12 protein-coding genes are annotated in these 13483 nt (G+C 51.0%); all 12 read left to right on the top strand.

Annotated elements, in window-relative coordinates:
- Nucleotides 1-339: 339 nt before the first annotated feature.
- The 12 genes from mpl (at nt 340) to AB4875_RS15250 (ending at nt 13464) form a co-directional block, all read left to right on the top strand.
- Nucleotides 340-1722: a UDP-N-acetylmuramate:L-alanyl-gamma-D-glutamyl-meso-diaminopimelate ligase gene (gene mpl, locus AB4875_RS15305; protein ID WP_368377096.1), complete on the top strand. Its 1383-nt coding sequence runs from the start codon at nt 340-342 to the stop codon at nt 1720-1722.
- Entirely contained in the window at nt 1719-2324 is a 606-nt protein-coding gene (locus AB4875_RS15300; protein WP_368376924.1) for a flavin prenyltransferase UbiX, read from the top strand. The genes mpl and AB4875_RS15300 overlap by 4 nt, the downstream gene beginning before the upstream one ends.
- An 88-nt stretch (nt 2325-2412) precedes the next feature.
- Nucleotides 2413-4947: an efflux RND transporter permease subunit gene (locus tag AB4875_RS15295; protein ID WP_368376923.1), complete on the top strand. Its 2535-nt coding sequence runs from the start codon at nt 2413-2415 to the stop codon at nt 4945-4947.
- Complete coding sequence (locus AB4875_RS15290) at nt 4947-5567, top strand: LON peptidase substrate-binding domain-containing protein (RefSeq protein WP_368376922.1); 621 nt, start codon at nt 4947-4949, stop codon at nt 5565-5567. Before AB4875_RS15295 ends, AB4875_RS15290 begins: the two co-directional genes overlap by 1 nt.
- A gap of 186 nt (nt 5568-5753) precedes the next feature.
- A complete protein-coding gene (locus tag AB4875_RS15285) occupies nt 5754-7010 on the top strand; it encodes a glutamate-5-semialdehyde dehydrogenase (protein ID WP_368377095.1) in 1257 nt (418 codons plus the stop codon).
- A gap of 39 nt (nt 7011-7049) precedes the next feature.
- Nucleotides 7050-7691: a nicotinate-nucleotide adenylyltransferase gene (gene nadD, locus AB4875_RS15280; protein WP_368376921.1), complete on the top strand. Its 642-nt coding sequence runs from the start codon at nt 7050-7052 to the stop codon at nt 7689-7691.
- A 22-nt stretch (nt 7692-7713) separates the two neighbouring features.
- Nucleotides 7714-8058, top strand: coding sequence for a ribosome silencing factor (gene rsfS / locus AB4875_RS15275; protein WP_368376920.1), 345 nt, complete (start codon nt 7714-7716; stop codon nt 8056-8058).
- Nucleotides 8048-8515 carry a 23S rRNA (pseudouridine(1915)-N(3))-methyltransferase RlmH gene (rlmH, locus tag AB4875_RS15270; RefSeq protein WP_368376919.1) on the top strand — a complete coding sequence of 156 codons (468 nt, stop codon included), beginning with the start codon at nt 8048-8050 and terminating at the stop codon, nt 8513-8515. Before rsfS ends, rlmH begins: the two co-directional genes overlap by 11 nt.
- Nucleotides 8516-8527: 12 nt before the next feature.
- Nucleotides 8528-10429, top strand: coding sequence for a penicillin-binding protein 2 (mrdA, locus tag AB4875_RS15265; protein ID WP_368376918.1), 1902 nt, complete (start codon nt 8528-8530; stop codon nt 10427-10429).
- Complete coding sequence (rodA, locus tag AB4875_RS15260; RefSeq protein WP_368376917.1) at nt 10422-11567, top strand: rod shape-determining protein RodA; 1146 nt, start codon at nt 10422-10424, stop codon at nt 11565-11567. The genes mrdA and rodA overlap by 8 nt, the downstream gene beginning before the upstream one ends.
- Nucleotides 11568-11608: 41 nt before the next feature.
- On the top strand, nt 11609-12601 hold the full coding sequence (mltB, locus tag AB4875_RS15255; protein WP_368377094.1) for a lytic murein transglycosylase B: 993 nt from the start codon (nt 11609-11611) through the stop codon (nt 12599-12601).
- Nucleotides 12598-13464, top strand: a complete 867-nt coding sequence (locus tag AB4875_RS15250; protein ID WP_368376916.1) for a septal ring lytic transglycosylase RlpA family protein — start codon at nt 12598-12600, stop codon at nt 13462-13464. The genes mltB and AB4875_RS15250 overlap by 4 nt, the downstream gene beginning before the upstream one ends.
- Nucleotides 13465-13483 lie beyond the last annotated feature (19 nt).

The raw sequence follows: 13483 nt of genomic DNA, 5'->3' as shown, positions 1-13483 counted from the left end.
CAATGTTGGGGCTTGCGTTCTGAGATGCAGTGCTCACTAGTCGGTGTCTTTTTTAATGAAAAACGTGCTTGCTAATGAAAATGTTTGCGCCTATTACTGCCCTAGGAGATGTGTGGCGCAATGGCTAAACGATTGTTAATCGGGCTTATGTCCTGCCATGTAAAGTTCCTGTCGCATTGTATGCTTGCTTGAGCCGCTGACTTGGGGCTATTCGATGCTCGTCCAAAAATCTTTGGTCTCAAAACCTAGCAGGCCGTCCTGACTGGTCTGTTAGCGTAGAGCTGACGCGATAGCGGTGATACCATGCCACACAGAATTTTCTGTGTGGCGTTTTCATTTATGCATCTCCATATTTTGGGTATTTGCGGTACGTTTATGGGCGGCTTGGCGATTCTCGCGCGGGAATTGGGGCATACCGTGACTGGCTCCGATGCCAATGTGTATCCGCCGATGAGTACACAGCTGGAATCTCAGGGGATTACTCTGATGGAAGGCTATGATCCCGCCCATTTATCACCCGAGCCAGATCTGGTGATTATTGGCAATGCGATGTCGCGGGGTAATCCTGCGGTAGAGCATGTTTTGAATCGTGGTATTCCCTACACGTCAGGCCCGCAGTGGCTCAGTGACCATGTATTGCAAAGTCGTTGGGTATTGGCTTGCGCTGGGACTCACGGCAAAACGACCACCAGTAGTATGTTGGCATGGGTACTGGAAGACTGCGGCTATCAGCCGGGTTTTTTGATTGGCGGTGTGCCCGATGATTTTGGTTTGTCCGCGCGCCTGGGTGGAAGTGATTTTTTTGTTATTGAGGCAGATGAGTACGACAGCGCTTTTTTTGATAAGCGCTCCAAGTTTGTTCATTACCGTCCCTACACTGCCATTCTAAATAATCTTGAATTTGATCACGCCGATATTTTTGATGATTTGGCTGCCATTCAGCGACAGTTCCATCATTTGGTGCGGACCGTGCCGGCCATTGGTCGCATTATCGTGCCCGCCGCAGAGGCTGCTCTCGACGAAGTACTTGAAATGGGGTGCTGGAGTGAAGTTGAGCGCTTAAGTAGTCATCGCAATCAGCTCGCGGAATGGCAGGCTGAAGTGCAGAGCGATGATTTCTCGAGTTTTGAGGTGTTTTATCGCGGGGTGTTGCAAGGCGCTGTAAGGTGGTCGCACACCGGCGCGCACAATGTGAATAATGCCCTAGCCGCACTTGCCGCCGCCCATCATATTGGTGTTCAGCCAAAAGATGGCATTGCTGCCCTGTGTCAGTTTCGCGGTGTAAAACGGCGGATGGAGTTATTAGACACCATCGCCGGCATTGCTGTTTACGATGATTTTGCGCATCACCCCACAGCCATAGCAACCACCTTAGAGGGCTTGCGTGGGAGGGTGAGTAGCGGTCGAATTGTGGCCTTGATTGAACCGCGGTCCAATACTATGCGTATGGGTGTCTATAAAGATCGTTTGGCGCCGGCCACCGCCTGCGCAGACGAGGTGATTTGGTATCAGCCTCCGGGTTTGGATTGGTCTTTGGATTCAGTGATTGCCGAGAGTCCCAGTCCTGCCCGTTTAAGTACCGATCTTGATGGTACTGTGCGCGAATTACTGGGCTCGCTAAAAGCGGGTGATCACTTGGTAATAATGAGTAACGGCGGCTTTGGTGGTGTTCACCAACGACTGCTGAGCGCCTTGCGAGCGCGTTGGGAGAGTAAGCAATGAAGTCAGTGACCCTAGCAATGACGGGTGCCTCAGGTGCGCAATACGGTTTGCGCTTGCTTGAGTGTTTGCTTGGCGCCGGTTGCGAGGTGCATTTTATGATCTCAAAAGCGGCCCTGCTCGTTGTTGCAACCGAGACCGATCAGCCTTTACCTGGGCGTCCGAGCGTTTTATCCAAGCATTTGTGTGAGCGATTTTCTTGCACGCCAGAACAGCTTAAGGTTCATGGTCCAGAAGATTGGATGGCCGCGGTTGCCTCGGGCAGTGGCGCGCCTTCATCTATGGTGGTGTGTCCTGCCAGTACCGGTACACTGTCGGCTATTGCCTGCGGCGCAAGTAATAATTTAATTGAACGCGCTGCCGATGTTGCACTCAAAGAGCGTCGTCAGTTGATACTGGTGCCTAGGGAAATGCCGCTATCGGCGATTCATTTGCAGCATATGCTCAGCTTGACGCAAATGGGTGCCACTATTATGCCGGCTTCACCGGGATTTTATCGGCAGCCTGAAAGCGTGGCTGATCTGATTGATTTTGTTGTCGCGCGTATTCTCGATCATCTTGGCGTAGCGCAAACTTTGCTGCCACGCTGGGGTGAGGAGTCTTAATTTTTTAGGCCACCCCGGTGGTCGCCAGAATAAAACCAGGACCGGAAATAAAAACATTCCGGCATAAACGAGTTATTGAGGGTTTGGCATGTCTGCGGCGCTATTTTCACTGTATCAACGCATTGTTTTAAAAAATGCCTTTTGGGTAATGGTGTTGCTATTAGGGGGCGTAGCTTGGCTGGCAACGTATATTCCGACCATGAAGCTAGACGCCTCCGCTGATGCTCTGGTTTTAGAAGGCGATACCTCGCTTGAATACTACCGAGAAATTAGCAAGCGCTACGGCTCGGAAGATTTCTTACTGGTGACCTATCAGCCTAATAGTGACCTGTTTGCTCCTGAGCAATTGAAAACTCTCGATGAATTGCGCGGGCGTATGGCCGCACTGCCAAATGTATCTTCCGTTAATTCCATTCTAGATGTGCCCTTATTGCAAAGCCCGCGGGTGTCTTTAGGTCAGGTAACGGGCGGCGATATTCCGACCTTGAGAACACCGGGGATCGATATCGAGCTGGTTAAGCAAGAGCTGGCAACTAGCCCAATTTATAAGTCGTTGTTAACCAGTGCTGATGGGCGAACTACCGCACTTCAGGTTAATTTGCAGCGTGACGAACGTTATTTTGAGTTGCTTGATGAGCGCGATGCACTGCGGCTAAAGGCCGACAAAAACACCTTAACTGACGCCGAGCACACCGAGCTTGCGACGCTGGAAACAAGCTTTGCAGATTACACTGCCGAGGTTCATGAACGACAGGCAAAGTTAGTTGCGCAGGCGCGGACTATTGTTAACGATTACCGCGGCGATGCAACGGTGTTTCTTGGCGGCGTACCGATGATTGCCGTGGATATGATTGCCTTTGTGAAAAGCGATTTGCGGGTGTTTGGTACCGGTATTCTATTGTTTATCGTGGTTTTATTAGCGACCATTTTCCGCAGTTGGCGGTGGACCCTGCTGCCGCTATCGACCTGCGTACTGACGGTTGTGTTTATGCTGGGCCTGCTCAGCTTTTTAGATTGGCGTTTGACCGTTATCTCTGCAAACTTTGTGGCGTTGTTGCTCATAATTACCCTTTCGATAACCATACATTTGGTGGTGCGCTTTCGTGAGTATGCGGCGGCTCAACCCAATGCTGATCAGTTTACCCTGGTCTCCGAAACTGTCGGGATCATGTTGCGGCCCTGTATTTATACCTCGTTAACGACTTTGGTGGCGTTTGCCTCTCTGGTAGTAAGCGGAATCCGACCGGTTATTGATTTTGGCTGGATGATGACAATAGGTGTGCTGGCAGCTCTGACGATGACATTCATTGTGTTGCCATGCGTGCTGATGTTGTTAAAGCCTCGCGCTGAGACTGGGGGTAGTGATGATTCGGCGACGTTTACCCGCTATTTTGCGGCGGCAACGGAGCATTACGGCAAGACAATATTGCTAGTGTCGGCGGGCTTGTTAACGCTGAGCGTGTGGGGAATTACCCAGCTCAAAGTAGAAAACCGCTTTATTGATTATTTCCATGACACCACAGAAATTTATCAGGGCATGGAGACTATTGATTCGGAACTGGGCGGTACCATCCCGCTGGATATTATTTTAGATCTCCCCAAAGAGAAGCCGGTGGCTAAGACCGCGGCGGTTGAAAATGAGTTTAGCAATGATTTCGCCAATGATTTCAGCGATGATTTTGGTGACGACTTCGGCGGCGACTTTGGTGGCGGCAGCAGCGCCTCGCAGAGTGAATGGTTTACGGTTGCGGGCATGAAGCGTGTGCAGTCGGTGCATGACTACGTAGATAGCCTTCCGGAAACCGGAAAGGTGCTGTCTTTGGCAACGTTCTACGATGTGATGCAAATCGTGATGGGTAACGTCGATGATTTGCAGTTAGCACTGGCGCAACGTTCGCTACCAGACTCGATTACTTCCATTTTGGTGGATCCGTATTTGTCGGCAGAGGTCGATCAGGTGCGGATCAGTGTGCGGGTTAAGGAAACAAGCCGCGAGCTGCATCGCCAGCAGTTATTAACGGATATTCGTGCCCACTTAATTGACGAACTGGGTTTTGAGCCCGAGCAGGTTCATCTCACCGGCATGTTGGTGCTCTACAACAATATGCTGCAAAGCCTGTTTACTTCGCAAATTATGACCTTGAGCGCGGTGTTTGTGGCGATACTCGCGATGTTTGTGTTGTTGTTCCGCTCCTTGAGCTTGGCGTTTATTGCGCTAACGCCAAATTTATTGGCAGCCGGTGCGGTATTGGGTGGTATGGGGTTGGTGGGAATTCCCCTGGATATGATGACCATCACCATTGCGGCGATCACGGTGGGTATTGGTGTCGATGATACCATTCACTATGTTCACCGCTTTAAGCAAGAGTTTGCGCTGGATCGCAATTATCTGGCGGCCATGTATCGCAGCCATGCCAGTATTGGTAAGGCGATGTACTACACCTCAATTATTATAGTATTCGGGTTTTCAATTTTGTCGCTGTCTAATTTTACGCCGAGTATTTATTTTGGTTTGCTAACTGGGCTTGCGATGATTGCGGCTTTATTGGGCGCAATGTTGTTATTGCCAAAGCTCATTCTGGTGATTAAACCGCTAGGGCCTGAAGCGGGAGAGAAGGGCTAATGGTAGACGCTGCTGCGGCTATCACGGGCTTCGAGTTACCTCTGTTCCCCTTGCGAACGGTGTTGTTTCCTGGGGGGCGTATGGGTTTGCGGATTTTCGAGCGCCGCTATTTGGATCTGGTGCGCGATACTCTGCGCGCCCAAGCTAGCTTTGGCATAGTTTGGATGCCGGAAGGGGGCAAGGAAGTCCTGTCACCCGGTGATCGACCTAGCAGTTTGGCGCTAATAGGGACTGAGGCGCATATTGCCGACTGGGATCAGTTGCCGGATGGCCTTCTAGGTGTGGTGGTTGAAGGCGGTCGCCGCTTCAAAATCAATCATGCGCGTCAGGCAGAAGGCGGTTTGTATATGGCAGATATTGATTGGCTGCAAGAGCAAGCGGAGCAGCCGCTGCCGCAGCGCAGTGAAGAATTAAGTGATTTACTTCGCCAGCTTGGTGAGCACCCCCATGTGCAGCGCTTAGGTATGGCTGTCGATATTGACGAGGCCGGTGCTTTGGCTAATCGGCTTGCCCAGCTTTTACCGCTGCCAGAAGAGCAGTCGTATCAAATATTGAGTATTGATGATCCCCTGCGTCGTTTAGATGCACTTCATGAGGTTCTTGACGGTCTCGCTAGCTAGACTTAATGCCCTCGGTAGAGATTGTCGATAGTGAGACCATTTCCAATCCGTTATACTAGCCCTCTTTTTTTATCTTCAGCGACAAGATGTGCTGGGGCGTGTCGTCTTTCCGAGTAGTAGATTGGCGCGACATCAGTGAATAATCCCCTGCGTTTCACGACGTTTGGTGTGGAGACGACGGAATCAATGGATATTAAACAGTATATGAGTCAGCTGGGGCGACAAGCTCGGCAGGCATCGCGGGCAGTGGCCGCTGCAGACAGTGGCGTCAAAAATCGCGCTTTGCTGGCGATGGCGGCCGCAGTTGATGCGCATCGCGACGCCATACTGGCAGCCAACGCTAAAGATCTCGCCGCTGGTGAGGCCAATGGTTTAGACGCGGCATTAATGGATAGATTGGCTTTAGATGCCAAGGGCATCGACGGTATTATTGAAGCGCTAGGCCAAGTGGCTGCGCTGGCAGATCCGGTTGGCGCTATCAGCGACATGAATTATCGCCCCAGTGGTATTCAAGTGGGCAAAATGCGGGTACCTCTCGGGGTTATCGGCATTATTTATGAGTCTCGGCCCAATGTGACCCTAGAGGCGGCTAGTCTGTGTTTGAAGTCGGGTAACGCGGCTATTTTGCGCGGTGGCTCCGAGGCGATTCATTCCAATCAGGCTTTGGCCCTGTGTATCCGTGAAGGTTTAAAGGCGGCGGGTTTGCCTGAAACCGCTGTGCAAGTATTGGAAACTACCGACAGAGCGGCCGTGGGTGAGTTGATTACCATGCCAGAATTTGTCGATGTGGTGGTGCCGCGGGGCGGCAAGGGGCTTATCGAGCGCATTGCCCGTGATGCCACTGTAACGGTGATAAAACACCTAGATGGTATATGCCATGTTTATATTGATGATGCCGCCGATGCTGACAAGGCCTTTGCTATTGCCTTAAACGCCAAAACCCATCGTTATGGCACCTGCAATACCATGGAGACTCTGCTTATCGCAGAGAGTCGCGCTGAGGAATTGCTGCCTAGAATTGCTGACGCCATGATTGAAAAAGGGGTCGAGTTGCGCGGCTGTCCGCGTACTCGGCAGATTTTGATGGGCGCCACCGATGCCACCGATGAGGATTGGGCAAGCGAGTACCTTGCGCCAATTTTATCGATTCGGGTGGTGGCTGGATTAGAGCAAGCGATGGACCATATCGCCCAGTATAGCTCGGGGCACACCGAATCCATCGTTACCGAAAACTATACCAGCGGTCGCCGGTTTTTGCGCGAGGTAGATTCTAGTTCCGTGATGATTAACGCCTCGACTCGGTTTGCCGATGGCTTTGAATATGGCCTCGGTGCTGAGATTGGTATCTCGACCGATAAAATTCACGCCCGTGGCCCAGTCGGATTAGAAGGTTTGACCTCACAGAAATATATTGTGTTGGGCGACGGTCACATCCGTGTCTAAATGACGGACGTGTCGACGCAAGCATCAGGAGTAAACGGCGTGGGTGGATCAGTGGCCATTTTTGGTGGCACCTTTGACCCCGTTCACAATGGTCATTTACGGTCGGCAATAGAGATAAAAGAAGCGCTCGGTGTCGATGAACTGAGGTTGATGCCAAGTCATCGTCCACCCCTGCGTGGTGAGCCCGGCGCTGAAAGTAGCCAGCGTTTAGCCATGGTCAGCGCTGCTATAACTGGTGAATCAGGTTTGTATGCAGATGGTCGTGAATTGCTGCGTGATGGGCCGTCCTATACGGTCGACACGCTTCGGGATTTACGTGCTGAGCTGGGCGCGGCGGTGTCACTCACCGTAGTTATGGGTAGTGATGCCTTTAATCAATTACATCGCTGGCAAGATTGGCGGTCGCTGTTTGATTTGGCTAATGTGCTGTTATTGCATCGCGCTGATCATCCCTTGGCGGCCGATGCCTCAGTGGCTGAATTTGCTGAGGCGCGACGTCTTGACAAGGCCAGTGCGTTAGCGGTGCTAAGCGCCGGTGGTTTTTTTGAGTTAGGTTTGATTCAGTTGCCGATATCGGCAACGGACATTAGACAGCGGCTGGCCTCTGGCAGGTCGATTCGTTACCTTGTTCCCGACGTTGTCGCGGACTATATCGCTGAACACGGTTTATATACACAGTGAAAGACATAGGAATTCCTGTTTGATGGATGCTGAACAATTAAAGAAGCTCGTTACCGACTCGCTTGAAGAAGTAAAAGGTCGCGATATTGTGGCCCTAGATGTGCGCGGACTAAGTGGCGTAACCGACTTTATGGTGGTGTGCAGTGGCACCTCTAATCGCCATGTTAAATCGCTGGCGAATAATGTCTGGGTGGAAGTAAAGAAACGTGGTATTACGCCATTGGGAATCGAAGGCGAAAATGCCGGCGACTGGGTTCTGGTAGATTTTGGTGATGTGGTCGTGCATGTGATGCTGCCAGAAGCGCGTTTATTTTATGATCTTGAGCGTCTGTGGCAGGTACCTGTGCCGGGAAACGATGAGAGTTAGCCTTATTTGTATCGGCACTAAAATGCCGGCTTGGGTTGAAGACGGCGTGGCGGAGTATCGCAAGCGTCTTCCGGCGGAAATTAATTTCGAGATTAAAGAACTTCCCCTGCCTAAGCGGGGCAAGAATACCGATATTCGCCGTGCCATTGCCCAGGAGGGTGATGCGATGATCGCGGCGATTCCAGCTGACGATAGAGTGATTGCCCTAGATGTCTTAGGTAAGGCGGTAAGCACTGAAGGTTTGGCTGAGGCTCTGCGGAGCTGGCAGATGGACGGTGACAATATCAGTATCTTGGTTGGCGGCCCAGACGGACTAAGCGCCTCATGTTTGGCGGTGGCTAAGCAAAAGTGGTCCCTGTCGGCGATGACTTTGCCGCATCCCTTGGTGAGGGTGCTATTCGCTGAGCAGCTTTATCGCGCATGGACCATTCTCAATAACCACCCTTATCATCGCTGATGGCTGAGTAATATGACCAGACGCCAGCAGCTCAAAAATACCTTTTATGAACGTCGCGTTTATCGTTACCGGGTCACCATATCAATCTTGATACTGATGACCATGACGATGATCGTGATAGGGCGCTATTCCCAGTTACAGATTTCTGATTACGAAATTTATAAAACCCAGTCCGATCGCAATCGCATTCAGCTATTGCCGATTGCGCCTAAGCGCGGGCTGATCTTTGATCGCAATGGTCTGCTGCTCGCCGAGAATATTCCTAGTTACACGCTAACCGTGGTGAAGGAACGCTTGAAGTCGCTGGATGATACTTTGGCGATCATCAATGAAATTATCCCCTTATCTGATGACGATATTGAACAGTTTCGCAAGCGTCTAAGTCGCCGCCGACCCTATGAAGCCGTGCCTTTGAAGTTTCGGGTTAGCGAGGAAGATATTGGTAAGCTGGCGGTAAATCGACATCGTGTGCCGGGGGTGGAAATTGATGCGCAGCTGGTGCGTCATTATCCGCAAGGTGAGTTATTTGCGCATATGCTGGGCTATGTTGGGCGCATTAATGAGCGCGAGCTAGATGTGATTGATCCAGTAAATTATAGCGGGACTCATCACATTGGCAAAATTGGTCTTGAAAAATATTACGAGGAGTTACTGCACGGCACGGTGGGTTATCAAAACGTCGAAAGTAACGCCCATGGCCGTATTTTAAGGGTATTAGAAAGGCATGATCCTTTGCCCGGCGGTGATATTACCTTAAACGTAGATGCCTATGTGCAGCGGGTTGCCTATGAGGCATTGCAAGGACAGCGCGGCGCTATTGTTGCGATGGAACCTCATACCGGGGCGATTATCGCCATGGTGAGTGCCCCGAGCTATGACACTAACTTGTTTGTGAATGGTATTAGTTCGCTTGATTACAAGGGTCTGCAAAATGACCCGAACCTGCCTTTATTTAATCGTGCTTTACAAGGACAGTACCCGCCTGCATCAACCATAAAACCAATGTGGGGGCTGGCAGGTTTACATTACGGTGTGATTAAGCCGACAACCCGTATCCCTGATCCGGGTTGGTTTAGTTTGCCAGACGACAGTCGTCGGTATCGTGATTGGAAGCGCACTGGTCACGGGGCCACGGTGGATTTAGAACAGGCAGTGGTGGAATCTTGCGATGTGTATTTTTATGAACTTGCTTATAAATTGGGTATTGACCGTTTACATAGTTTTGGCACGCGGTTTGGTCTTGGCGACGCAACTGGAATCGATAATACCAATGAACGTTCGGGCTTGATGCCATCCCGGGCGTGGAAGGAGAAAAGTCGGGGTAGCCACTGGTACCCTGGCGAAACGATTAACGTCGGCATTGGTCAGGGATTTATGTTGACGACCCCCTTGCAGCTGGCGGTCGCGACTTCAGTCATTGCCTCGCGAGGCGATCTATATGCACCTCGCTTGTTGTCTTCGGTCGGCGACGAGCCGGTGGTGGCGCCGCTCATGGGTCAGATGGAGGATGTCTCTGATGCACACTGGGATAGTATTACACGTTCAATGGAACAGGTTATCTATGGCGACCGTGGCACCGGTCGAAGTTTGCAGGCGGGTTTAGCCTATCGTCTTGCTGGAAAAAGCGGCACCGCGCAAGTGGTCGGTATTGCGGCTGGTGAAGAGTACGATTCAAGTACCTTGCGTGAGCGGAATCGTGATCACGCTTTGTTCATCGCCTTTGCGCCGGCCCGCGATCCAAAAATCGCGGTGGCGGTGGTATTTGAAAATGGCGAACATGGTGGAAGCGTTGCTGGTCCGGCAGCGCGCAAGGTGATTGACGCCTATCTATTGGGTGATCCATCTCTAGGTACTGCGCATGATAGTAAGGGGCAGCTTTTGGATGCGGTAGCGGGAGTCGACGCCAGTGAATAATTCTGACTTCTTAAGGCAAATGCCCGGTAGTAGCCGGAGTATGAGCAGTCAGCGCAGTATTAGCCAACGACTGCGCATTGATATTCCGCTGTTAATTTTATTGCTTATTTTAAGCGGTGTTGGTCTGGTGGTGCTGTATAGCGCCAGTGATGGCAGTATGGCCACGGTGTTGAGACAGGGCCGGTTTCTGTCTATCGCTTTTGTCGTCATGCTCTTAGTTGCCCAGCTTCATCCCGAGCAGCTCCGTCGTTGGGCACCCTTTGCGTACATCGGGGTATTGATCCTGCTACTGGCGGTCGATCTTACTGGTGTGGGCGCCAAGGGCGCGCAGCGGTGGCTGGAGATAGGCGGCTTTCGTTTTCAGCCATCAGAGCTGGCCAAGTTAGTACTGCCGATGGCGGTGGCTTGGTATCTTTCAAGCCATCCATTACCGCCAGGTATCCGCCATACCATGATCAGCTTGCTGCTGATATTGCTGCCCACGGTGATGATTGTGATGCAGCCTGATTTAGGGACCTCAATACTGATCGCCGCTTCGGGTATTTTTGTGTTGTTTTTGGCGGGTATCAGTTGGACATTTATTGCCTCTTGCCTTGGGCTATTGGCGCTGATGGCATATCCCATGTGGGAGTTTGTCCTCCATGATTATCAGCGCCAGCGTATCCTTACATTATTGAACCCAGAACTCGATAAATTAGGTGCTGGCTGGAATATTATTCAGTCGAAAACGGCGATCGGATCCGGCGGTTTTGAGGGTAAGGGTTGGATGTTGGGAACCCAGTCGCATTTGGACTTTTTGCCGGAAAGCCACACTGATTTCATCATTGCGGTTTTGGCTGAAGAATTCGGCCTTAGAGGGGTATTGCTGTTATTGTTGCTCTACGGTTTGATTATCAGCCGGGGCCTGTGGATAGCATCGCAAGCAAAAAATTGCTTCGGCCGACTTTTAGGCGGGAGTATTATTCTTACTTTCTTTGTCTATGTATTTGTAAATATGGGCATGGTGTCAGGTTTATTACCGGTGGTGGGTGTTCCCCTGCCATTAGTTAGCCAAGGCGGAACCTCACTAGTCACTCTATTGGTGGGATTTGGGGTTTTGATGGGTATTTGCGCCGATGAGCGTTTGGTGCACCAATAATGATAGGACGCGACGTGAAAACACAAAACAAGCACAGACATATGGTTAAAAAAATCTTCAGCGCTGCAGTGGCGGCGCTGCTCATTACCAACGCGGCGCAGGCTGACTACAGCAGTCATCCTGGCGCGGCGGCTTTCGTTAAAACAATGGTTGAAGAGCATAATTTTGACCGCGATTGGGTGGTGGCAATTTTAAAACAGTCGGAAGCTAAGCAATCGATATTGGATGCTATGTCACGGCCTGCAGAGTCAGTGATGACCTGGGAGCGTTACCGGAAGATCTTTATCCAAGATTCTCGGGTTGCTCAGGGTGTGGAGTTTTGGCAGGAGCATCTCGAAGAGTTGACCCGAGCTGAAAAAGAATTCGGCGTTCCCGCGTCTATGATTGTCGGTATTATTGGCGTTGAGACCCGGTATGGCCGCAATAAAGGCAGTTTTCGTGTAGTCGATGCCTTGGCGACTTTAGGCTTTGATTTTCCGCGTCGCAGTAGTTTCTTTCTGGGTCAGCTCGAAGAATATATGTTGATGGTGCGTGAACAGGGTATTGAGCCATTCAGCTTAAAAGGTTCTTACGCTGGTGCAATGGGTTATGGCCAATTTATCCCCAGTAGCTACCGTGCTTATGCTGTCGATTTTGACGGTGATGGCAAGGTCGACATCGTAAATAGTTCGGTTGATGCTGTTGGCAGTGTGGCTAATTACTTTAAACGCCACGGCTGGCGTTTAAACGAACCTGTCGTGAGCCCGGCGGTGGTCAAAGATGGCGTTGATGAGAGCTTATTTAATGCCGGGCTTAAGCCTGAGAAAACCATTGCAGAGTTAAAGGCTGCGGGCATTACTGGTGATCGCGCTTTGGCGCCTGAGCAAAAAGCGACGGCGATGAAGTTAGATGGCGACAAAGGCGCCGAGTACTGGATAGGCTTGCAGAATTTTTATGTGATTACCCGCTATAACCACAGTTCAATGTACGCGATGGCGGCCTACCAGCTAAGCGAATTGATTGCTGCTGAAATGGCTAAGGCATCCGCACCTTGAAATATGGTGTTGTTGCTATAGCTGCGTTATTGCTAGCGGTTGGCTGCGCGCCCCTGCCATCGAGTAAACAAGGAGATACGTCCTCTGCTGACGCGGGGAACCGTGGTGCCCCTGTGGGCCAAGGTAAGTCGCGGTATCAAATAGAGCAAGATGGTGCGCCACTGCAGACTTTAGATCCAAATATGATTGCGGATGCTCAGCCGCGGCATGAAGTGCTGCGAGTGGCGGGAAATATTAGTCCCTATAAGGTCAATGGCAAAGAGTATCGTTTAGTCGATCAGCATCGAGGCTTTAAAGAGCGCGGTATTGCCTCGTGGTATGGCACCAAGTTTCATGGTCACGCAACGTCTAACGGCGAAATCTACAGTCTCTATGAGATGACTGCAGCCCACCGCACGCTGCCGATTCCAGTCTATGTCAAAGTGACAAATTTGGATAATGGCCGAACGGCTATTGTGAGGGTAAATGATCGCGGCCCGTTTCACTCTGATCGTATCATTGACCTGTCATATGCGGCAGCGGTGAAGCTTGGTTATGCGAAACGGGGAACGGCGCGGGTAGAAATTGAAGTCATTGATACGGATAATACCCATGCGGCATCTCGTGAGGCGGCACGTTACTATTTGCAGGTAGCTGCTTTCTCGCAACTTACTTCTGCAAACGCCTTGCAGCAGAAGCTGAGTGAAGGTTTGGCTTTTCCCGTCGTGATTGCCAGCAGCAGCGATCGAGGGGCGGCGATGCATCGCGTCAGAGTGGGGCCCTTTGTAGATTATTATTCAGCGCAGGCTGCGAAAAAAGTATTACAACAACAATGGTCCGGTGAATCCCATTTAGTGGTTGAAGCCGGTGACTCATCAAGTTAACGAGAACAGAAAAGGGTCT

This window comes from Zhongshania sp. R06B22 (assembly GCF_040892595.1).
Classification (GTDB): Bacteria; Pseudomonadota; Gammaproteobacteria; order Pseudomonadales; family Spongiibacteraceae; genus Spongiibacter; species Spongiibacter arctica.
Note: the sequence above shows the minus strand (reverse complement) of the source record. Positions and strands in the feature narration are given on the sequence as shown.